Genomic DNA, 20986 nt, shown 5'->3' with positions numbered 1-20986 from the left:
CATGTCCAGACGGCAGGGAAAGCATGAATCCGATATTTATTCGGCTGCGGTGCTGAGATTGCGGACAAGCTGGATACGGTCTTCCTGCGCCAGACTGTGCTGGACATGGAAGCAGGAAGGGCATACGTACAGATTCAGCGCGAAGGGAGGCTTCAGCACGGCTGCGCCGCCCAGCGCTTCCGGCGTTGCCGGGGTGAACCCGTTCACCTGCTGCGTACCGGAGTGAAGCATCAGCTCATGGCATTGCGGACATTCCGGCGCTTCCAGCTGGGCAGCCAGAATTGCCGAGACCTTGTCCTCATAACGCTTCAGGTCATAATCGTCACCGAACTGGGTCAGCGTCCCCCATACAGGCACCACGCTATCCTTGTCGTCGTCATCCCACAGATTATCGTCGCTGATCTCTTCTTCTCCGGAAGCTTCCGCCGTATCCGGCTCTTCATCCTCCAGATCCTCTGCACCTATTGTCACTGTGCGGTAACCGCTAAGCTCGTTGTTGCAATGAGGACAGGTATCCTCGGGTCCAAACTCCTCATCCCATACAATCTCGGTATGGCACCATGGGCAAACTGTTGTCTCCATCTGTATAATCTCCTTCGCTTACTCACATTCGGTTCAATTCACCGTTAAATATATAATGCCGGCCGCTACAAAAGCCAGGGCTGAAAAAAACAGAATCCGAATCAGCAGCTTCATCTCCCTGCCCCCTAATTCAGAATATGGCCGCGCCGATAACATAGGACAAGGATATTGAGAGCAGCATGGCTGTCAATCCTACCGCCCGGTTATCCGCAGCAATCTCTTCATCAATTGAAAAGACCGGAGTAAAAAACTCGAACAGGAAGTAAGCCAGCAGCAGCAGCAAAAAGCCTACAACCGACCATTTCATCGTCTCATAGATCGATGCCCCTGCTTCAATGCTGAAGCGTAAGATGTTGCAGATTCCGAAGATTTTGCCTCCGGTTGCCATAGCTACGGCCACATTCCCCTTGCGGATTTCTTCCCAGCAGTTGTATTTCGTCACCATTTCGAAGAAGGACAGAAAGACGACCAGCCCCAATATGGCGACAGTGAAGTAGCCTAGCAGCGCCCCCAGCGGATGTTCCAGCAAAAGATCAATATTATCCTGCACTCTTTTCCCTCTTTCTGCCGGACTAAGGGCGTTACTCCAGTTCAGCTACCGTCACACCCGCGCCGCCTTCATTGTAGTTCCCGAGCCGATAGCTTTTGACATGCTTGTGCTTGCGGAGGTATTCCTGTATTCCTGTCCGCAGGACTCCCGTCCCCTTGCCGTGGATAATGGAGATCTGCCCCAGATTGCCGAGAAAAGCTTCGTCGATGAAGCGGTCGGTCTCCATAATGGCTTCCTCCAGGTTCGCACCGCGCAAATCGAGCTCACTACGGATATTCTCATCGCGTGTACGCTTGACCGTTGTGGCCCTGCGCAGAGCCGGAGGAGGAGCATCCGGTGCGGAGGCCAGGAATTCCAGATCACTCAGATTGACCTTCATCTTCATGATGCCGAACTGTACAACAGCTTCCTTGGTACCGCTCAGCTCAACCACAAGGCCCTTCTGATTCACATTCGCTACCTTAACTTCATCCCCTGGCTGAATCTTGCGCGGCGCCTTGACCGTGCTGCGCGGCACAGCCTTCTTGCGCGGTGCAGGCTCTGCTTCATCCAGCCGGCGGCGCGCTTCGATCAGCTTATGTTCCTTGACGGATGCGCCTTCCTCCAGCGCCAGGCGGCGCAGGTCGCTGATAATCTCTTCAGCTTCCTTGCGCGCCTTGGCCAGAAGATCGCTGGCATCCTTCTCTGCCTTCTCCAGACGTTTGTCGCGTGAGCCTTCCAGCTTCTCCAGCTCCTGCTGCTGCCGCTTGCGGAACTCCTCCGCTTCACGGCGAATCTCTTCAGCCCGGATGCGTTCGTTCTCTGCGGTAAGGCGGTTCTCCTCCAGGGACGCAATCATATGCTCAACGCGCATATCTTCTTCCTTCACTTCACCGCGCGCGTGCTCAAGGATCGCACTTGGCATCCCGAGACGTTCAGCAATGGCGAACGCATTGCTTCGTCCAGGCACACCGACCAGCAGCCGGTAAGTGGGACTCAGGCTCTGCACATCGAATTCCATGCTGGCATTAATAACGCCTGCCCGTTCATAAGCGTATGCCTTCAGTTCACTGTAATGTGTAGTGGCAACCATCCGGGATTCCGTCCGGTGAATATTCTCCAGAATCGCTATTGCGAGCGCGGAGCCTTCAGCCGGATCTGTTCCTGCACCGACCTCATCGAGCAGAATCAGACTCTTCGGTGTCATCCGCTTCAGAATGGATATAATATTCGTCATATGGCTGGAGAAGGTACTGAGGCTCTGCTCAATGCTCTGCTCATCGCCGATGTCGGCGTAGATCGCATCGAAGACACACAGCTGGCTGCCTTCCTCGGCCGGAATGAAGAGGCCAGACATCGCCATCAGGCTGAGCAGGCCGATCGTCTTCAGGGTCACGGTCTTCCCGCCCGTATTCGGTCCGGTCACGATGATGGAGCGGTAATCATTGCCCAGCTCCACATCCAGCGGCACAACCTGCTCGGCCGGAATGAGCGGATGGCGGCCCTTACGCAGGCGAAGGTATCCGCGGTCATTCATCCGCGGCTGGGTAGCCTTCAGATCGCGTGCAAGACGCGCCTTGGCGAAGATGAAGTCCAGCTCACCGAGAATGTCAATATCATACGCCATCTCTTCGGCAATATCGCCGACCAGCGCAGTCAGCCGGTGCAGGATGATCTCGATCTCGCGTTCTTCGCGCAGCCGCGTCTCCCGCAGCTTGTTGTTCATCGCCACAATGGATTCCGGCTCGATGAACAGCGTTGCCCCTGAGCCTGACTGGTCGTGCACAATACCGCCGAAGTGGGCGCGGTACTCAGCCTTGACCGGAATGACGAACCGGTCACCACGGATCGTCACGAGCTGATCCTGGAGCATCTTCGAGACCGAAGACGAGCGGATCATCGAATCCAGCTTCTCACGGATACGTGTCTCTCCCCCGCGCAGCTCGCGGCGGATGGAAGCAAGCTCCGTGCTCGCCGAATCCATAACATCGGCGTTCTCGTCAATACACATGCGGATGGCATCCTCTACATGCTTCTGCTCCGACAGCAGATCACTCTGCGCGAATAGCGCAGGAATGCTCTCATCGTCATGCATGGCATGGAGGAAACGCTTGACCCGGCGGGCCCCGCCAATCGTGTTGCCTACCGCAAGCAGCTCTGCTGTGCCCAGCATCCCGCCAATTGATGCACGCTTCAGCGCAGGCCGGATATCGGTCACGCCGCCGAATGAAGGAATTCCCTTCAACCGGTCAACATTTACCGCCTCATCCGTAGCCTGCAGGAGCTTCTTCACCCCTTCGAAATCACCGGAAGGCTTCAGGAGCTCGGCGGTCAGCCGTCCCATCGGCGTCTGCGTATACTGCATCAATTTATTTAAAATCTTGCGATATTCAAGCGTATGCAAAATTTTGTCGTCCAATTACTGTCACAGCTCCCTTCATAGATGGAACCATTATACCTAATTTAGCCCATTTTCGCTATTTGGGTATGATTTCTGGGCATAGAAAACCGGCTTCGGGCCACAATAACAACGCACATATCCTTAAGCGAACGCCAAAGGAGGTTAGTTCATTGAGATTCTTAGCTCATGTAGTACGGTTCGTGGTCGCAGCAATCGTGCTGATGGTGGTCGGCTGGATTGTTCCGCAGTTCACGGTCGGGGGATTCTGGAGCGCATTCATGCTTGCTCTGGTGATCGCTCTGCTCGGCTGGGTCGTTGAAGGCATTTTCGGCAAAAAAACAACGCCCTTCGGACGCGGTATCGTCGGCTTCCTGGTCAGTGCCCTGGTCATCTGGATTGCCCAGTTTGTCGTCAGCGGTGTCAGTGTCTCGGTGCTTGGTGCCCTGCTTGCCGCACTGGTCATCGGGATCATAGATCTGTTCCTGCCGGTATCCACTCCGTTTGAAGCAGGCAAATAACGGCCCAAGGCACGTGCAGACAATGAAACCCCCAGCTCCCGGTCTATATCGGAATTTGGGGGTTTTCTGTAAGTTTATGTCCTTTAACGGAAGTGACTGCAGAGGTCACTACAGCATTTTTCCCGCCGCGCTTGGCTGTATACAGCGAATCGTCCGTCTTGCGGAACAGCAGCTCCTTGCCGTCTCCAAGCTGGTAGTGACACAATCCGATACTGACCGTAATGGGTTTGTTCCCGGCATACGGATGGCACATGGCAGCAATGCTGATACGCATTTGCTCGACAGCAGCGTAGGCTTCCTGGAAGCTTTTATCCGTAAAAATCACTGCGAATTCCTCCCCGCCATACCTTGCCGCAAAATCATTCAACCCGATCAGGCTGCTCATCTTGGCCGCCACCTCCTTGAGCACAAGATCGCCCACCCAGTGTCCGTATCTGTCATTGACCTGCTTGAAATTATCGATGTCAATTAACGCAAGCTGCAGCCTCAGTCCGTTGTTCTCACACTGCTCCAGCAGCGAATCCAGGTATTCATGGAATGTCTTGTGGTTATACAGGCCGGTTAACGCATCTATCTTCAGCAGCTTGTCCGAGATCGCCCGCTCCACCATCAGCTCCTGCTCCGACTTGGTGAGCTGCTCCAGATATTCGCGCGTCTCACGGCCACGGAGAATCACCGCCTGCGCAGTCAGGGCAAAGACAACATACACACACTCCACCAGCACAAACTCCAGCAGCGGCTTACCGAGCAGCGTCCGTTCAAGCCCAAAGTAGACGCCTGCGTAGAATGCAATACTGAATGCCCCAAGCGAGTACAGCAGCCGCTGGTCGAAATAGATGAGGGCTAGCATAATGGGCATCATCAGTGCCATCTGGGCACCGTCTACATAAGGCTCCAGCACAAAATACATCAGATAGGAAACCATGAAGCTGCAGACCACAACCGCCTGCTTATGATAACGGAGCGAGCGGCGCAGCCAGACCTCCGCAGAAGCCATAGTCAGGATAATCATCACATTGCAGACTATGAATAGATGCCCGTTGCCGGGACTGAATATCGTCTGCATCTCATCAGAACGGGAGTACAGCATATACAGGAACTGGGCGAGCAGCAGACAGAATACGATGATCCAGTAGCCATACAGTATTCTCCGGTGCCATCTCACTGCACTTTGCAACGCGTAATCTATAATGATCTGACTCCCCTGCTTCTAGCCGGATCTTCTAGCCGGATAATATGAAGCTTTAATTATATTAGGCTTAATTATAATTAATTTTAAACTCTTTTGCATCATATTTTTGCAAAATTCGACAAAGTTTGCAGTGGTGGTGACGGCAGCGGTTGGAGTCTTTTATATAGATTGATCAAGACAACTTGACCGATTTAGGCTATGCTAAGGTCAACTGCCCAAGTAGATGAGGAGGATGCACATGATCAGGAAGTCGGCTATTCTATGTTCTATTATATTTGCGCTTCTGCTAACGGCCTGCGGGGGGAACAGCAGCAATTCTGACAGCGCTAACAATGCAGCTGCCGGGAGCAATCTGACGGCGGAGGAAGAACTCGTGATTACGGCCACCAATTATAGCTTTGACCAGCCGGAGTACCATTTGAAGAAGGGCGTCCCTGTCAAAATCATCTTCGAAAATGAGAGCGGCAATCACGGCATACTGGTCCCGGAGATGAAGCTGCGGCTGGACGCCAAGAATTCCTCGCAGGTGGTGCTGCCCGAGGAAGCCGGAACCTACGAGATGACCTGTGCCATCATGTGCGGCTCCGGCCACAGCGGAATGACTGCTAAGATTATTGTGGAATAGCGGGATAATTAACCGAGTGGAATAACCCCGCTTTCGGCGGACTCAGAGGGAATTATCCCTTTCATTTACTCCGTACGCCCGCTTTCGGCGGAATCAGAGGGATTTATCCCTTTCATTTGCTCCGTCCGGGTAGCGTCAAGAAGTTTGTGTAAATGAGTAGAAGTACCTCCCCGGGGTTACGGGTTGGGGGTGTAGTGTTTCTGGGGGAGGGGGAACCCCGACCCCCAGAAATTGGATTCATTGGCTACTCTTCTACGACTGTGGGCAACGAAGGGTAGCGGGCTTCATAGAGCTGGCTGAGCTTCTTTTTCACCGTGTCCACCCCAAAGCCAGGGGTGACTCGCTGCCCAAACCTTTCGTTGTAGCCTAACATCTCCAGATACACGATTTTTTCTGCCGCATCCATGTTGGTCAGGCTGTTCATCGGCTTCAGACGTTTGCGGATTTCCTTGTTCATTCGCTCAATGGGATTGGACGTGTAAATCGCTTTACGCATCGGTTCCGGGTACTTGTAGAACGTCAGTAACGTCGAAAGCTGCTCCTCCCAAGACCGCATTTCCTTCGGGTATAACGCATTCCACTTCGCTTTCACCGTGTCAAAGTTCGCCCGGGCCACGACCTCATCTGGTGCATCATACACGGTCTTCAGGGCCTTAATCACATCGGTTTTGTGCTCCACACGGATTTTGGGTAACGTGGCTCGTACTTTGTGCACCACACAATGCTGCACATCCGCCTGCGGGTAGGTTTCTTTAAAGGCCGCATCGAGCCCCGGCAGTCCGTCAAATACACCGAGCAGCACTTCCTGGGCCCCGCGTGCGTACAGATCTTTGAGCACCTCCCGCCAGCCATTCGAGCTCTCTTGACCCCCTACGTAGAACCCCAGGATTTGACGCTGACCTTCTTCGTCGATTCCCATGGCAAAATAGACGACTTCGCCCCGGACCGTGCCCCGTTTAAGCTTCACGTACAGCCCATCCAGGTAGATCACAGAGTAGCGTTTGCTCAGCGGACGTTTCTGCCACTGGTGGATATCCTCCAGCACCGTAGCGGTGATGTTACTGATGGTGGTGGGCGAGTAATGGCTGCCGAACATGCTTTCAATAAATCGGGCCACGTCCCGGGTTCCCATGCCGGATTTATACATCTGGATCACCGCTTCTTCCAGCCAGCCCTCCCGCCGTTGGTAGGGTTCAAACATCTGAGTTTGAAAGAGACCCTGGCGGTCCCGGGGAACCTGAAGATCCTCGATATGGCCGTATCTCGTATGCAGATCCCGTGTATAGTATCCGTTACGGCTATTGCTGGCACCGGCTTCTTCACTCGCCATAAACCCTTGGATTTCGGCACGCAGGAGCGATTCCATATTCTCTTTCATGAAGTCTTTAACAAGTTTTTCAAATAGATTATTTAGCATATGTTCGGGTACAATAGTCATCGAGTAGGGCTCCTTCTTGGTGTTGTGGTAAACCCGAGGATACCCTACTTTTTTGGTGCCTGGCTAGGCTCCAAATTGTGGTACACAACTTACTTTACGCCATCTCCGTCCGCCCGCTTTCGGCGGAATCAGAGGGATTTATCCCTTTCATTTGCTCCGTCCGCCCGCTTTCGGCGGAATCAGAGGGATTTATCCCTTTCATTTACTCCGCCCGCCCGCTTTCGGCGGAATCAGAGGGATTTTGGACTCCTGTCAAGAAAGTAGACAACAACTACATCGTTTTTCGCTTAAATGTGGCTGCAAACTGAACCGGAGAAACGTAACCCAGCGCCCCATGGATTCGTTTGCGGTTGTAGAAAAATTCAATGTACTGGAAGATGGCATCATACGCCTGTTGCTTCGTTTTAAATCGATTCCAGTACACCAACTCTTTTTTAAGAGGCTGTGAAACGATTCGATACAGGCGTTATCATAACAGTTTCCTTTGCGGCTCATGCTTGCAGTCATCTGGTACGACTTTAGGCGTTCCCGGTAGTCTGCAGAGGCGTACTGGGAGCCCCGATCCGAATGATGAATCAAGCCCTTCCCGGGGCGTTTGGCCTGATAAGCAGCGTCCAGAGCGCCTTGTACGAGGTCAGTGGTCATCCGGTCGCTAAGCCGCCAGCCGACAATCTCCCGGGTACACAGGTCCAGTACGCTCGCCAAGTACATCCGTCCTTCCCGGCAGGGAATGTAGGTGATATCCGCCACCCACGTCTGGTTCGGCTTTTCCGTGTGAAATTGCTGGTTCAACAGGTTGGGGGCAATGGGTAACGGATGGTTGGAGTCGGTGGTGCATACCCGAAATCGTTTCGCGACACAAGAGCGCAGACCGAGTTCCTTCATATACTTTCCTACGGTGCGTTCACTGACCCGGTGCCCTTCACGTTCGAGGAGAACCTTGATTTTGGGACTGCCATAGCGACCCTTAGAGTCATGGAAATGATAGGCTATCCGCTTTAATAGCAACGCTTTGCGGGTGGCTTGGGGGCTAGGTTCTGCTGTTCTCCATTTGTAATAACCGCTCCGGGACACCTGAAAGACACGGCACATCTTCTCCACAGGGAACTCGGAGCGATGATCTTCAATAAGCTGAAATCTCAGTTCTTTGGGTTGCTGAAGATGTGCACTGCTTTTTTTAGGATGGCCATCTCTTCGGTCAGGTCTGCGAGCTCTCGCTCCCTCTCCTTCAGTTGACGTTCCAGCTCTCTGTATTTGTCTGGAGTAATGATGGGCTCATTCTCAAACTGCCGATACTGTCCTAGCCATTTATGCAACGTTTTGGCGGGGATGTCCAGCTCCAGGGCCAATTCCGCTACCGTTTTCGTCTGCTCCTGGATGTACTTGACGGTCTGTCTTTTGTATTCTTCATTGTAGCTTCTCCGTGTTCCACTCATGGGGACACCTCCTCGTTAAACTAATTATCTCTATTCTCTTAACGGGTGTCCACGGTTAACACTAACAGCATTTATCCCTTTCATTTGCTCCGTCCGCCCGCTTTCGGCGGAATCAGAGGGATTTATCCCTTTCATTTGCTCCGTCCGCCCGCTTTCGGCGGAATCAGAGGGATTTATCCCTTTCATTTGCTCCGTCCGCCCGCTTTTGGCGGAATCAGAGGGATTTATCCCTTTCATTTGCTCCGTCCGCCCGCTTTTGGCGGAATCAGAGGGATTTATCCCTTTCATTTCCTTCATTTGCTCGTTAGCCAACTTTCCAGGGACTCAGGGGCAATTGAGGGGCACTAGTGCACCTCATTGGCTCGTTATTGCCCTCATCTGAGGGATTCAGGTGTATTAGTGCACCTCATTTACTCGTTTGGCCGTCATCCGAGGAATTCAGGTGTATTAGTGCACCTCATGGGCTCGTTTGGCCGTCATGCGAGGAATTCAGGTGCACTAGTGCACCTCATGGGCTCGTTTGGCCGTCATGCGAGGAATTCAGGTGCACTAGTGCACCTCATTGGCTCGTTATTGCCCTCATCTGAGGAATTCAGGGGCACTAGTGCACCTCATTGGCTCGTTTTGGCCCTCAACTGAAGAATTCAGGGGCACTAGTGCACCTCATTGGCTCGTTTGGCCTGCACTGGGCTCTTTCACCTGCGCACTGGTATATTATATTCAGTTTTTCGCATACATCCCGCCCACTCCCCCCCGCACGACACATTATTTTCGGTTTTCCGCATACATTAGCCCACGTACCCCCTTGCCAGTAATGATTGTGTTCAGTTTTTCGCATACATCCTCCCTGCAAACCTCCACACACCTGCACATTGTGTTCGGTTTTTCTTAGCCGCATAGTATAGTTTCCTGCTACAACAAATAAGCCGGAAGGGGCAACATCCCTGCCGGCTTATTTGCTCTGTATGCTTAAGCAGCTGCTACAGCCCCTTTTCTTACTTCACACCCTTGCTGCGGCCGGAAATGTCCAGCCAGACGGCGATGACCAGGATGGAGCCTTTGACCACATACTGCCAGAACGACTCCAGTCCCATCAGCGACATGCCGTTATCGAGCGAGGTCATGACCAGCGCCCCGATGAGCGCGCCGATGACCGTTCCGGCTCCGCCCATCAGGGAGGTGCCTCCGATCACACAGGCGGCAATGGCGTCCATCTCGGCCATATTGCCTGCGGTAATGGTCGCCGAGGCCAGGCGGGAGGTCAGCACGATGGCGGCAATGGAGCCGAGCAGGCCGCTGAGGATGAAGACCAGCATCGTCTTGCGCTTGATGTTGATCCCGGAGAGCCGCGCAGCCTCAATATTGCCGCCGATAGCATAGATATGGCGGCCGAAGGTCGTTTTGGTGGACAGGAAGTAAAAAATAGCCGCCAGCACAATAACGAAGATGATTGGGAACGGAATGCCTTTGTAATTGTTCATCAAGGCCACGAAGACTACCACCAGCAGGGACAGTCCTGCTACCTTCGCGATGTCCATACCGAGCGGGGCGACGGTGAACCCGTATTTCTTACGGGAGCGCCGCTTCGTGAACGCGCTATACAGCAGCAGAGCCACTGCGAGCACACCCAGAATGATGCCGAAGCCTGAGGCAAAATAAGCATTGCCGAGCAGCGCCAGCACCGGATCCGATACTGGAATGGTCATCGATTCGGTCACGCCCATCAGCACCCCGCGGAACACCATCATTCCGCCGAGGGTGACGATGAAGGCGGGAATCATTTTATAGGCGACCAGCCAGCCCTGCACCAGACCCAGCACCGCACCGGCGGCCACCGTGCCCAGAATCACTACAATCGCGGGAAGCTCCAGCCAATTGCTGAGTATCGCCGCCATCCCGCCGGTCAAGCCGACGATGGAGCCGACGGACAGATCGATATGGCCCGCCACGATAACCAGTACCATGCCAATGGCGAGTATAGAGGTCACCGACATCTGCGTGAACAGATTGGACAGGTTCCGCGAGGTCAGGAAGGTAGGATTCAGCACGCCGAACAGGACCCAGATCAGAATTAATGCGCCAATCATCGTATAGGCACGCATATCCATTTTGCCGAACAGGGTACGCATGCGCGATCCTCCGGCGGCCGGAACCGCTTCAGGTTCCTTAAGCTCTTTTTGCAGCTGCATCTCTATTTACCTCCTGTGGCGGCCAGCATAATATTCTCCTGCGTTGCTTCGCGCCAATCATATTCCCGTACCAGTTGTCCTTCGCACATCACCAGAATCCGGTCACTCATCCCCAGTACTTCGGGCAGCTCGGAGGAGATCATAATAATGGCTACTCCCTGTTCAACCAACTTGTTCATCAGGTTATAGATTTCGTACTTCGCCCCGACATCGATGCCCCGGGTGGGTTCGTCCATAATCAGAATCTTGGGGCCTGTCATCAGCCATTTGCCGATAACCACCTTCTGCTGGTTGCCCCCGGAGAGTGTGCCGACCAGTGTCTCCAGCGAAGCTGTTTTGGTTCTCAGATCCTTCACGTACTGCTCGGACCACTTAATCTCCTCATTCTCATTAATGACTCCCAGCCTTGAAACCTTGCCGAGTGTGGCTAATGTCGTATTGCGTTTGACGTCCATTCCCATGACCAGTCCCTGGCGCTTGCGGTCTTCCGTGACCAGGGCAATTCCGGCCTTGATCGCTTCGGCAATCGAACGGATCTTGACGGCCTTGCCTTCGATCAGCACCGTGCCTTCGCTTCTTCCCCCATACGCGCCGAACAGGCTGCTGACCAGCTCTGTCCGTCCGGCCCCCATCAGCCCGGCAATGCCCAGAATCTCGCCTTGACGGAGCGTGAACCCAATATCCCGGAGCACCTTCTGCTGACGCTTCTCCGGGTGCCAGACATTATAATCTGCGACCTCAAGCACCTTGTCCCCGGGTGAATGCGGGACGCGCGGATAGCGCTCCGTCAGCTCACGGCCAACCATCAGCGAGACCACCTGGTCGTCATTTGTCGCCTGGCGGTCCAGAGTCGCCACTGTCTTCCCGTCCCGCAACACGGTGATGGAATCGGCCAGCGCGAACACCTCGGGCATTTTGTGCGAGATATAGACACAGGTCACGCCTTCGCGCCGCAGCTGATTCAGAATGCCCATCAGGATGGACACCTCGCTCTCGGTCAGCGCCGCTGTTGGTTCATCCAGAATGAGAATCTTGGTATGCTTGGAGAGCGCCTTGGCGATCTCCACAAGCTGCTGCTGGCCGATGCCAAGATTGCCGATCTTCGTATCCGGCGACAGGTTCAGCCCCACCTTCTTCAGCCACAGCGCAGCCTGATGATATAGCTCATTCCACTGGATCGCCCCGCGCTTCACCGGCTCTGCCCCCAGGAAAATGTTCTCACCCACCGTCATCTCCTTAACAAGCGCAAGCTCCTGGTGAATGATGGAAATCCCAGCGTGCTCCGCATCGGTAATTTTGTGGAATGCCTTCTTCTCCCCGCCGATGCGGATCTCGCCTTCATATGTCCCCGCAGGATACAGTCCGCTCAGCACTTTCATCAGCGTGGATTTGCCTGCGCCGTTCTCCCCGCATAAGGCGTGAATCTCCCCTTGCTTCACCTTGAAATTCACATGGTCCAGCGCCTTCACGCCGGGGAAGCTCTTGCTGATCTCTACCATTTCAAGTACATCCATGCCTGCCGTTCCTCCTTCCGGCCCTCAAGCAGCAAGCAGATGCGGGTTCGCCACTGGCGCCGCATCTGCTTGCCGTACAGGCTGCCCTTATTGTTTCGGCCACTGGTCCTTGGGAACGTTTTTGTACACATCCTCCAGCTTGTGGAAGCCGTCCTTGATCAGCACATCCAGGTTATCTTTATTGACGGCAATCGGATCAAGCAGCACGGATGGAACATCAATTTTTCCGTTGTTAACGGTCTTATCTGTCGAAATAGTCTCGCCCTTGGCAGCCGCCACCGCCATTTCCGCCGCCTTCGTGGCAATCGCATTGATCGGCTTGTAGACCGTCATTAGCTGTGTGCCTTCGGCTATACGCTGTACCGCGGCAAGGTCCGCATCCTGGCCGGATACCGGAATTTTGCCCGCCATGCCCTGCGCCGTCAGCGCCTGGATTGAGCCGCCAGCTGTCCCGTCGTTCGCCGCAACCACGCCCTGTACATCGTTATTGTTCGCGGTCAGCGCATTCTCCATATTCTTCAGCGCTTCCTCGGGCTTCCAGTCCTTGGAGAACTGGTCGTAGACGATTTTGATATCGCCCTTGTCTGCCAGCGGCTTCAGAATATTCATCGCGCCTTCCTTGAACATGTGGGCATTGTTATCAGTATCCGCGCCGCCGATGTAGACAATGTTGCCCTTAGGCGCCTTGTCGATGACTGCCTGAGCCTGGAATTCACCAACACGTACATTATCGAAGGAGATGTAATAATCCACCTCGGAATTGTTAATCAGCCGGTCATAGGCAATGACCTTGATACCTTCCTTATGCGCCTTATCCACGATCGGAGCCGTAGCCTCCGCATTATGGGCAATGACCACGAGCACATCCACACCCTGGGAGATCAGTTGCTCCGCCTGGCTTAGCTGGGTAGCATCATCCCCGTTTGCGGCCAGCACCTTCACTTCTCCGCCAAGCTCCTGCACCTTTGCTGTGAAAATATCCCGGTCCTTCTGCCAGCGCTCCTCCTTCAAGGTATCCATGGACATGCCGATGACAATTTTGTCCCCGTCCTTGGCCGCTCCTGCAGATTCCTTCTTCTCGTTGTCACCGCTGGAGACCACACCACAGCCCGCCATCGATGCCGCCAGCACCATCGCCGCCATCCCGAGGAAAATTGCTCTTCCGTATTTTCTCACTATTGCTACGCCCCTTTTCGTTAGCTTTATATTTGATTGCGCTTACAAAAAAAGTGTAGCATGGAAAAACCGCCCCGGGAGCAGCGATTCCCTGCACTTATTTGCCCTCCACCCGCATTCTTGGTCTTGCCTGCTGTAATGTAATTCTCCGCCCCGGCTTTCATAGGATAATCCGGGGCAACAGCATAAAAAAGTCCTTGCTACTCAGCAAGGACCCGATTTCTCCTGCTGCTGGCGGAATTCGCTTGGCGTCATCCCCGCAGCCTTCTTGAAGACCCGGCTGAAATAATTCGGGTCTTTATAGCCTACTTCATAGCAGATTTCCTTCAGGTTCAGCTGATCCTCAGCGATCAGGCGTTTCGCTTCATTAATCCGCAACCGTGTGATGTAGTCAATAAAGGTCTCCCCCTCATGCTGCCGGAACAATTTGCTGAAATAATGCGGGCTGAGGTTCACATATTCAGCCGTCTGCTCCATGGAGATATCCTCTTTATACTTCTGGCTGATATAGAGCAGCGCCCGCTGATGCACATGGGACCGGTGATGCTCCTGCTCCTCTTCCAGGCCATCGATCAGCCGCTCCAGCCAGGACTCCGCGCTTAACCGCAGAGCGCGCGGATCTTCCGCTGCGTTCAGCGAAGCCAGCAGCTCCGCGCCGGTTGTGGAGTGAACGCCTCTGGCCAGAAACAGCAGCAGGCCGGTTACCTCCCCGCGCACGGCAGACAATGTCTGCTCCCCTCCCTGCTCGAAGGAGTCATACAGCAGGCTGAAGCGCTGGGCGGCCTCCTGCTTGCTGCGCTGGAGCAAGGCGGTAAGCAGCTTCTTCTCTTCATCCAGCGGGACCGCCGTCTGCCCCGAGCTCTGAATCATATCATCGTAATGATGCACACCGGATGAATGCTGGTGGTCTGCACATACCCGGACGGCTTCGCGGTAAGAGCGGCTAAGCCCGTCCCAGCCCTCGCGGATCGAGCCGATGCCGATGCCTAGAGGCAGGCCGAAGCGCTCCCGGGCATAGGTGCGGAGCCGCTCCCCCCAGTCCAGCGAGCTGACACGCTGGGAATATCCTGTCCTCCCCGGCGGCAAGGGAATGAACAGCGCCAGCTGATGCCCGGCCAGCGGTCCGGCGAGGCAGCCCAGTCCTGTTTTGGCAAACTGCTTGAGCGCCTCATAGATCTCCCGCTTGGACTGCCGGAATGTCTCCCAGCCGCTCTCCCCGTGCCGGGGGAAGGACAGGACCATCGCGTAGCCCTTGCTGAAGTGCAGCTCCAGCAGCCCGGCCAGCTGCTCCGGTTCCAGATCCTGCACATGCTCCAGCATCAGCATCAGAGTCAGCTCATTCTCGGCCAGCGGCAGCAGATGGGCCAGCTTCTCCTGCAGCTCCAGCTGTTCATTCCTGCTCCGCCGCTCCTCCTCAATGACCGCCATCAGCTTCCGCAGCACCTCCGCAACCTCTTCCCGCCGGGCCGGCTTCAACAGATAATCGCGCACCCCCAGCAGCAGCCCCTCCTTGGCATACGCGAAGTAGTCATGGGCCGTAATCATCACAATCTGCGCCGCCGGAAGCTTCTCCCGGATCTGCCGCACCGCCTCCAGCCCCTGGATACCGGGCATCTTAATATCCATGAAAATCATATCCGGCCGGTGCTCCTCCGCCAGCTGAATCGCCTTCCGCCCGTTCCCGGCATGCAGGAATTCGAACTTGTCCGGGATCAGATGCCGGATCATCAGCTCCAGCCCCTCCCGCTCCAGTGCTTCATCATCTGCGATCAGCAGCTTGTACATCGTTATCTTTTCCCCCTTCACTTCAGGTGAGTGCCTCTAGGCCGAGGTCCGGAAGGGCAGCCGGAACAGCACCGCCGTCCCCTGCCCTTCACTGCTGTTGATCTCGATGAGCTGCTGGCCGTCGAAGAATAAATGCAGTCTTTTAAAAACATTATGTGTCCCAAGCCCGGTAGACTGGCCCTTCCCGCTGGAATGCGGCGCCTCCTGCTGAGTCGAGCCCATCAGCCGGGCTACCGTCTCGCGGTTCATGCCCGCCCCGTTATCACTGATCACAATCTCCACCTGCCCGCTGCGGTAACGGATCGATAGCGTAAGTATAGCCCCCTCCTCCATCTGCTCCAGACCATGAACGAAGGCATTCTCGAAGATCGGCTGCAGCGTCAGACACGGCACCATCCCGTCCATCGCCTCCTCATCAATCTCCATCTCAAAAGCAATCCGGTCCCGGAAGCGGGCCCGCTGGATGTTGATATACTCATTCACATGCTCGACCTCCTCGCGCAGCGGAACGGCCTGGTCCAGCTTTTGCAGATTATAGCGGAGCATACGCGAGACCGACACGGTCAGATCACTGGTTCTCGCCGCCCCTTCCAGATACGCAAGCTTGGCGATGGAATTCAGTGTGTTGAACAGGAAATGCGGATTGATCTGGCTCTGCAGCATTTTCAGCTCCAGCTCCTTGACCAGCCGGTCCTTCTCCGCACTCTGAATGTTCTCCTTCATCAGCTCCTGGATATTATCAATCATCCCGTTAAAAGCGCGGCACAGTATGCTGATCTCATCGTTATTGACGCTCTCCGGCGCCTTGGTATCCATCCGTCCCTTCGAGATCTGCTTGGCCGTTGCCACCAGGCGGCGGATCGGTCCGGTAATGCTGCTGGACAGCCAGACCGCCATACAGATACTAAGCAGCGCCGCAGTAATCACCAGCAGACTGCCCATCCGGTTCAGCTTCGCTGTCGTGGACATGATCTCCGCGTAGATCGGCTTATATTGGTCCAGCTCCAGATCAACCAGCTCCTGAGCCTCCTCGCGGATGAACCGCTGCGTCTGCTCCGCCTCGATATAGGCACCTGCCAGCGAATTCGCATCCTGTCCGTCAATCTCCGTAATCATCTGACCCGCCTGCTCCACAAAAGTATCAATAAGGTGGCTGTAGTTCATCAGCGGAAGGCCGCTGCCCCCGATGGTATTCATTCCGTCCAGCCTGCTGCGCAGCTCCAGCACCGCGCCCAGATGCTTTTCCACCTCCGGGAAGCTGTCCGTATCCACCTGCATAATGAAGCGGTTCAAGGAGCGCATATTCTCGCCGACCTCATAGGATACCTCCTTATACAGCATGATCCGGTTCATCATCAGATGGTAGCTCTCCTGCACATTCTTCCCGCTCTGGAACAGTACGAAGGAGACCGAGCTCATCAGCAGCACCAGCAGCGGAATGCAGATCAGCAGCTTCACTCGGATACTCATAGGCTCTCCCCCTCCTGCACATTGGTCTTATCCAGTACCTTCACTCCTGTGTAGTACCGGGGCTGCAGATGGGCACCATTAAAATACTCATGGAGCAGCCGGACCGCCATATTCCCCATCAGGTAGGGCTGCTGTGCAACAGTCGCTGTGATTGCTCCCCGGCTGATGGCATCCAGCGTCTCCGCCTGGTTATCGAAGCCGATAATGGTCAGCGGACCGCGCTTCAGGCTTCTCGATGCTTGGAGTACACCGAGCGCGTCCGTTGAACTGGTGCCCACCATTACATCAATCTCCGGATGATACCTAAGCATATCCGCCGCCTGCTGGATTGCTTCCATATGCGAGATGTTGGAGCTGCGGACATCGACAATCTCCATGCCGCCATAGTCTTTCACGATATTCTTCAGCCCGTCCAGGCGCTGAAGCTGGTTCTTGGCCAGCTCGCTGCCGATGATCACACCTATTTTGCCCTTCCCGCCAGTCGTCTTCACTACCATGCGTCCCAATGCCTCACCGGCAGCTACATTGTCGGTCCCCACATAGGCCAGTCTCCGGCTGGCGGGAGCATCCGTGTCAATCGTGATCACCGGAATCCCCCGGTTCACCGCCTTATCAATCACCGGCGTGAACTTCTCGTCGTTGAGCCCCTGCACGATGATCGCATCCGCCTGGGCGGCAATCGCTTTTTCCAGCAGACTGATCTGCTCTTCCATGTTGTTGCGCACCGGTCCCGTGAATTCGATCTCTATCCCGTATTTCGCTGCAGCCTCCGCGGCCCCCTTCTCGACCATCTCCCAGTACGGGTGGTACCGCTCCTGCTCGATCAGCACAATATGATATCCGGGCTTGTCCTGAATCGGCTCCCCGCTCAATTCCTTAACGATATTGCCCATCCGGGCGGAATGATGCGCAAAGCCTATAAACAAATATGACAACAGTATAAAAAGCACAACAACCCCAGCGCCGCTGACCCATTTCTTATCCATCCCGTTCACCTCAACCAACATCCTACCCCGGGTTGTAACCGGTTGCAATACTTATTATGTCAAAAGCACTTGTGCTACTCATTTGCTCATTTAACCAACTTCCGCTCGATTCAGGGGCACTTGTGCTCCTCAATGTGACCTGAGAACGCCGAAGTTGCACCTTTTGCAGGATTTCTAACGGATTGCAGCTTGAGAACGCCGAATGTTGCACATTTTGCAGGAATGTTACTGGTGGAGCGGGTCATTGGCATTGAGATGTTGCATTCTAGGCAGGATTTCCCGCAATTAGCTGCTTCAGAGGTACGAATGTTGTATTTAGTGCAGGAATTGTGCATTACTTCACTCCAGCCAACTTTAGAGCAGCAGCCCTCCCTTGCAGTCCCACTAAGGATGAATCCGCCCACCGTCCCTGCACAGCAGAAAAAGCCGTTCTAAGCATTCCTGCTTACAACAGCTCTTCCTGTGATGCATCCGCCATTCAACTGTCCTGTTCGATCAGTTGAATCCATTCATTATATTCACTCTGTAGCTTGGCATATTCCGCCTGCAGGCTGCGATGCTCCTGGGACAGCTTCTCCAGCTCTCCCTGCTGCAGCTCGAACTGGGCCTGTACCAGCCGCAGCTGGCCTTGGACCATCTCATAGCTCTCGCCGATCTCATCCAGCCGCTGCTCTGCTTCGGTGCGCGAGCGGCTGACTGATTCCGCCTGAGCCTCGGCTTCTCCGGCCTCCTGCTGCCAGATCTCAATCTCCTCGCGCAGCTGTGCTTCCTGCTCGTTCCATTGCTGCTCACGCTGCAGAAGCTCCTCATATTTCTGCTTCCAGGTAGCTTCATACTCCCGGGTCTCGCGAAGTGCTTCCTGCTGCTCCATCGCCGTAGCCGCAGCTTCACGTCCTGCCTCATACAGCTCTTCCAGACGCCGCGCAGCTTCCTCGCCTTCGGCTTCCAGCAGCTCGCAGCGTTCCTTCAGCTGCTCCCCGTCCTGCAGAATCTCGTCGTACTGGGCGATCAGCTCCTCGTAGCGGCCGCGCAGCGCAGCCAGTTCCTTGCGGGCTGCCTGTGCCGCCTCCTGCTGAACGGCAAGCTCCTGCTCCGCTTCGGCACGAAGCCGCGCCTCTTGATCAAGCTGCTGAACCATGCCGTCTGCCTGTCCGCGAAGAGTCTCCACTTCGCGCTGCAAGGCTGCCGACTTCTCCCCCTCTTCCAGAAGGTTCATCTCCAGCTCGCTGATATCCTCCATATGCTTGTTCGCACGCTCCTGCCAGGACGCCGCTTCCTCTGCCGTACGGTCGAATTCCACCTGCGTCCGGCTGAGCTGATCTGCCGTCTCCCGCAGCGATGTGCGCAGTGCTGCCGCTTCTTCCTGCGTCAGCTCATAACGCTGGCGCAGCCCTCCCAGCTCATCGTTCAGCAGATTGCCCAGCTCCTTAGCCGTGTGCAGCTCTTCCTGCGCTTCGCTTAGCTTACCCTCTAGATCCCGCAGTTCGCTGCGGATCTCTACCGCCTCGCTCTGCGATGCCGCAACCTGCTTACGCAGCTCATCCAGCTCTTCGTTTAGCAGGTTGCCCAACTCGCTCGCCGTGTGCAGCTCTTCCAGCGCAGCGCTTAGCTTGCCCTCTGCGTCCCGCAGCTTGCTGCGGAGCGCTTCCGCCTCGCTCTGCGCAGCTACAACCTGCTGGCGCAGCCCTTCCACCTCTTCGTTCAGCAGGGTGCCCAGCTCGTTCGCCGTGTGCAGCTCTTCCAGCGCAACGCTTAGCTTGTCCTCTGCGTCCCGCAGCTTGCTGCGGAGCGCTTCCGCCTCGCTCTGCGAAGCCGCAGCCTGCTTGCGCACTTCCTCCAGCGCCGCACTCTGCTGCTCTCCTTGCTCAGCGGCAAGCTTAAGCTCCTCTCCGAGCTGCTCCTCCCGCTTCAGCACAGCTTCGTACTGCGCCAGCAGCGTCAGCCTCGCATCGCGTTCGCCCTTCAGCCCGGCCTCCGCTGCCCGCAGCCGGGACTGGAGCTGCCCGGTTCCGCCGCGCAGCTCGCCAAGCTGCTTCTCCAGCTCCTGAAGCTGCTGCTTGTGCCGGTGCTCCTGCGTCCCCTGGGACTGCCGCAGCTCCTTGGTCTTGGCCTGCTCCTTCTCAAGCGCTTCCCGTTCCCCGGTAAGCTCACTTGTGAGCGCAGCCTTGGTATCAGCCAGCTCCTTGCTGAGCGTGGAGCGGATCTCCACGATCTCGCTGCCCATCGACTCCCGCGTCTCATGCAACTCCTGCTCCAGAGCAGACAACGTCTCTGTCTTCTCGCGGGTCAGCGTCTCGCGCAGCTGCTCCAGTTCCTGCTGATGGGCAGACTTCATCTGTTCCAGCTGCTGCATCCGCATAGCTTCTGCGGCCTCCAGCTCCTGACGTGCTGCCTCGCGGCTTGCAGCCTGCTCTGCTTCATGCCCCTCACGCAGCGCCTTCAGCTCATCCTCTCGCGCCTTCAGCTCCTGCACCAGCTGCTCGCGGGCAGCGTCCGCCGCCTGCTTCTCTTCCTCCAGCAGCTGGGCATGCAGCTGCCTCTCCTGCTCCTGCTGCTCCAGATGCCTTGAGCGTTCTTCTTCGGCGGCGGCAACCAGCCGCGCAGCCTCTTCCTTCGCTGCGGCTTCCAGCTTCTCATATTCTTCCTGCTGTTCACGCTGTGCTTCCTGAAGGCGTGACACCTCCACGCGAAGCTCAGTGCGTTCACCGGTCAGCATATTCAGCTCATTCTTGAAATCCTGAACCTGGATTGCCTGCTCTGCCATATGTACAGCTGTAAGCACCGCAATCCGCGGCGTATCCAGTCTGGAATGTGATTTCGATATTGCACGCATATGCTCATCGACATGACGGGCGACCTGTTTCATATATTCTGTGCTGCTTCCGACAAGCTTGTAGGAAGTTCCGTATATCTCCACGGCGACACGGGTCCGGTCCATAGCCACAGTTGTGCCCTCCTTTGTATGTGTGCGGATTCTAAGTTGGTTTCTTTGCTCTTACTCCTATTGTAGCGTGATTTCCTGACCTTTGGCAAAAGCACGCGTCCATTGCATTTATTTGCATGTTCCTCCGCACTTCACATGGGTACAGAAAAGCCGCAGCGAATCTCTGTTTCTAAATGGATTCGCTGCGGCTTTGCACAATTC

Annotated in this window: 15 protein-coding genes; 2 read left to right on the top strand and 13 right to left on the bottom strand. The window is 55.4% G+C overall.

Annotated features, from left to right (window positions below; translation table 11 throughout):
- Positions 1 to 36: 36 nt before the first annotated feature.
- From NSS83_RS28695 to NSS83_RS28685, 3 genes are all read right to left on the bottom strand, one after another.
- A complete protein-coding gene (locus NSS83_RS28695) occupies positions 37 to 582 on the bottom strand; it encodes a hypothetical protein (protein ID WP_341187750.1) in 546 nt (181 codons plus the stop codon).
- A gap of 130 nt (positions 583 to 712) precedes the next feature.
- A complete protein-coding gene (locus NSS83_RS28690) occupies positions 713 to 1132 on the bottom strand; it encodes a DUF350 domain-containing protein (protein WP_036696710.1) in 420 nt (139 codons plus the stop codon).
- Between the two features lie 31 nt (positions 1133 to 1163).
- Positions 1164 to 3530 carry an endonuclease MutS2 gene (locus NSS83_RS28685; protein WP_341346976.1) on the bottom strand — a complete coding sequence of 789 codons (2367 nt, stop codon included), beginning with the start codon at positions 3528 to 3530 and terminating at the stop codon, positions 1164 to 1166.
- A 152-nt stretch (positions 3531 to 3682) separates the two neighbouring features.
- Between NSS83_RS28685 and NSS83_RS28680 the strand changes: the two genes are divergently transcribed.
- On the top strand, positions 3683 to 4030 hold the full coding sequence (locus NSS83_RS28680; RefSeq protein WP_036696706.1) for a phage holin family protein: 348 nt from the start codon (positions 3683 to 3685) through the stop codon (positions 4028 to 4030).
- A gap of 43 nt (positions 4031 to 4073) precedes the next feature.
- On the opposite strand, the gene NSS83_RS28675 is transcribed toward NSS83_RS28680, so the two are convergent.
- Positions 4074 to 5195, bottom strand: a complete 1122-nt coding sequence (locus NSS83_RS28675; RefSeq protein WP_341187748.1) for a diguanylate cyclase — start codon at positions 5193 to 5195, stop codon at positions 4074 to 4076.
- 265 nt (positions 5196 to 5460) lie between these two features.
- Here NSS83_RS28675 and NSS83_RS28670 point away from each other — a divergent pair, with 265 nt between their 5' ends.
- On the top strand, positions 5461 to 5847 hold the full coding sequence (locus NSS83_RS28670) for a cupredoxin domain-containing protein (protein ID WP_341187747.1): 387 nt from the start codon (positions 5461 to 5463) through the stop codon (positions 5845 to 5847).
- Between the two features lie 244 nt (positions 5848 to 6091).
- Here the strand turns inward: NSS83_RS28670 and NSS83_RS28665 are convergent, their stop codons facing one another.
- The 9 genes from NSS83_RS28665 to NSS83_RS28625 form a co-directional block, all read right to left on the bottom strand.
- The gene (locus NSS83_RS28665; protein ID WP_341346975.1) at positions 6092 to 7285 is read right to left on the bottom strand and encodes an IS256 family transposase; all 1194 of its coding nucleotides are present in this window, start codon (positions 7283 to 7285) and stop codon (positions 6092 to 6094) included.
- 1139 nt (positions 7286 to 8424) lie between these two features.
- Positions 8425 to 8721 carry a transposase gene (locus NSS83_RS28660; RefSeq protein ID WP_341346726.1) on the bottom strand — a complete coding sequence of 99 codons (297 nt, stop codon included), beginning with the start codon at positions 8719 to 8721 and terminating at the stop codon, positions 8425 to 8427.
- Between the two features lie 995 nt (positions 8722 to 9716).
- Positions 9717 to 10910 carry a sugar ABC transporter permease gene (locus NSS83_RS28655; protein ID WP_341187746.1) on the bottom strand — a complete coding sequence of 398 codons (1194 nt, stop codon included), beginning with the start codon at positions 10908 to 10910 and terminating at the stop codon, positions 9717 to 9719.
- Positions 10911 to 10912: 2 nt separating this feature from the next.
- Complete coding sequence (locus NSS83_RS28650) at positions 10913 to 12424, bottom strand: xylose ABC transporter ATP-binding protein (protein WP_341187745.1); 1512 nt, start codon at positions 12422 to 12424, stop codon at positions 10913 to 10915.
- An 87-nt stretch (positions 12425 to 12511) separates the two neighbouring features.
- Positions 12512 to 13567 carry a D-xylose ABC transporter substrate-binding protein gene (gene xylF, locus NSS83_RS28645; protein ID WP_341188115.1) on the bottom strand — a complete coding sequence of 352 codons (1056 nt, stop codon included), beginning with the start codon at positions 13565 to 13567 and terminating at the stop codon, positions 12512 to 12514.
- 237 nt (positions 13568 to 13804) lie between these two features.
- The gene (locus NSS83_RS28640) at positions 13805 to 15385 is read right to left on the bottom strand and encodes a helix-turn-helix domain-containing protein (RefSeq protein WP_341187744.1); all 1581 of its coding nucleotides are present in this window, start codon (positions 15383 to 15385) and stop codon (positions 13805 to 13807) included.
- A 36-nt stretch (positions 15386 to 15421) separates the two neighbouring features.
- Entirely contained in the window at positions 15422 to 16855 is a 1434-nt protein-coding gene (locus NSS83_RS28635) for a sensor histidine kinase (protein WP_341187743.1), read from the bottom strand.
- Positions 16852 to 17841, bottom strand: coding sequence for a sugar-binding protein (locus tag NSS83_RS28630; RefSeq protein WP_341346974.1), 990 nt, complete (start codon positions 17839 to 17841; stop codon positions 16852 to 16854). The genes NSS83_RS28635 and NSS83_RS28630 overlap by 4 nt, the downstream gene beginning before the upstream one ends.
- A 478-nt stretch (positions 17842 to 18319) precedes the next feature.
- Positions 18320 to 20785 (bottom strand): hypothetical protein, encoded by a 2466-nt coding sequence (locus NSS83_RS28625; RefSeq protein ID WP_341346973.1) that lies wholly within the window; start codon positions 20783 to 20785, stop codon positions 18320 to 18322.
- Positions 20786 to 20986: the final 201 nt, after the last annotated feature.

It is taken from the genome of Paenibacillus sp. FSL H3-0469, assembly GCF_038051945.1.
In the GTDB taxonomy this organism is placed as follows: Bacteria; Bacillota; Bacilli; order Paenibacillales; family Paenibacillaceae; genus Paenibacillus_AQ.
Note: the sequence above shows the minus strand (reverse complement) of the source record. Positions and strands in the feature narration are given on the sequence as shown.

Bases quoted from the DNA above. Each gene is read 5' to 3' on its own strand.
- NSS83_RS28695 (WP_341187750.1), bottom strand. From the start codon at position 582: ATGGAGACAACAGTTTGCCCATGGTGCCATACCGAGATTGTATGGGAT.
- NSS83_RS28670 (WP_341187747.1), top strand. From the start codon at position 5,461: ATGATCAGGAAGTCGGCTATTCTATGTTCTATTATATTTGCGCTTCTG.
- NSS83_RS28665 (WP_341346975.1), bottom strand. From the start codon at position 7,285: ATGACTATTGTACCCGAACATATGCTAAATAATCTATTTGAAAAACTT.
- NSS83_RS28660 (WP_341346726.1), bottom strand. From the start codon at position 8,721: ATGAGTGGAACACGGAGAAGCTACAATGAAGAATACAAAAGACAGACC.
- NSS83_RS28655 (WP_341187746.1), bottom strand. From the start codon at position 10,910: ATGCAGCTGCAAAAAGAGCTTAAGGAACCTGAAGCGGTTCCGGCCGCC.
- NSS83_RS28650 (WP_341187745.1), bottom strand. From the start codon at position 12,424: ATGGATGTACTTGAAATGGTAGAGATCAGCAAGAGCTTCCCCGGCGTG.
- xylF (WP_341188115.1), bottom strand. From the start codon at position 13,567: ATGGCGGCGATGGTGCTGGCGGCATCGATGGCGGGCTGTGGTGTGGTC.
- NSS83_RS28640 (WP_341187744.1), bottom strand. From the start codon at position 15,385: ATGTACAAGCTGCTGATCGCAGATGATGAAGCACTGGAGCGGGAGGGG.
- NSS83_RS28635 (WP_341187743.1), bottom strand. From the start codon at position 16,855: ATGAGTATCCGAGTGAAGCTGCTGATCTGCATTCCGCTGCTGGTGCTG.
- NSS83_RS28630 (WP_341346974.1), bottom strand. From the start codon at position 17,841: ATGGATAAGAAATGGGTCAGCGGCGCTGGGGTTGTTGTGCTTTTTATA.